Annotated in this window: 1 protein-coding gene and 1 pseudogene; one reads left to right on the forward strand and one right to left on the reverse strand. The window is 61.7% G+C overall.

Annotation, left to right across the window (positions count from 1 at the left end; all coding sequences use genetic code 11):
- Positions 1-216 (forward strand): annotated as a pseudogene (locus tag EN750_RS36875) (hypothetical protein); the annotation flags it as partial.
- 2 nt (positions 217-218) lie between these two features.
- Here the strand turns inward: EN750_RS36875 and clpS are convergent.
- Positions 219-524, reverse strand: a complete 306-nt coding sequence (gene clpS / locus EN750_RS36880) for an ATP-dependent Clp protease adapter ClpS (protein ID WP_127399452.1) — start codon at positions 522-524, stop codon at positions 219-221.
- Positions 525-826: the final 302 nt, after the last annotated feature.

Below are 826 nucleotides of genomic sequence, written 5' to 3' on the forward strand. Positions count from 1 at the left end.
GCGTCGTCCACAGCCCTTGGCAGCGACGTGACGCTGCCTTCCATCGTGCCTGTGCGCTCGGCTGGTGCTGCATCCGGCAACGACTGGATCGGACTGCGCACCACGGACGACAGCGTGCTCAAGGCCGTCTCGCGCGTGCCGCTGTTCGGCGGCTTCCTCGGCCTCGGCCTGCTGCTTCTGGCAATGGGTTCGATGTGGTACCGCGAAGGACGGTAGAGCTACTCCTCCGGCTCCGTCGTGAACATCAGCGGATAGCCCTTGGCCTTGCCGGCATCGGTGGCGCGCGTCGCCTTGGTCTCGGCGACATCCCTGGTGAACACGGCGACGACGCAGACGCCGCGACGATGCGCGGTGATCATCACCCGATGCGCCTGGTCTTCGCTGAGTTTGAACTCAGCCTTCAGCACCGTCACGACGAATTCGCGCGGCGTGAAATCGTCATTGATGAGGATGACCTTGTAGAGCTTTGGCCGTTCGACCTGCGGCTTGACCTGGACGCGCGGTTTTGTGGTGATTTCAGGCATTGGAACCGACAGTTAGAGCAATTCCAGGAAAAGTGTAAAACGGTTTTCCGCCCGGAATTGCGTCAAGACAAAGGATCAGAACGGTTCGCCGTTTCCACGAAACGGTGAATTGCTCTGGCGTAGCAACCCTGCCGCCATTCTGGCACCAGCGAAAGCGGTCGTCCATTTTGGTCGACGCGCGAAAACCAGTGTCCGCCGACGCGGCCATTCACAATCATGTGGGAAAGTGTCGGTTGCCGTTCAACGGCCCTGGCGGCCGAACATGCGACGGCTGGGAATCTGCCGCGCGGTCGTGGCGGGCC

Origin of the sequence: Mesorhizobium sp. M7A.F.Ca.ET.027.03.2.1 (assembly GCF_003999175.1) — a bacterium.
Taxonomy (GTDB): domain Bacteria; phylum Pseudomonadota; class Alphaproteobacteria; order Rhizobiales; family Rhizobiaceae; genus Mesorhizobium.

Coding starts and splice junctions, on each gene's coding strand:
- clpS (WP_127399452.1), bottom strand. CDS start 524: ATGCCTGAAATCACCACAAAACCGCGCGTCCAGGTCAAGCCGCAGGTC.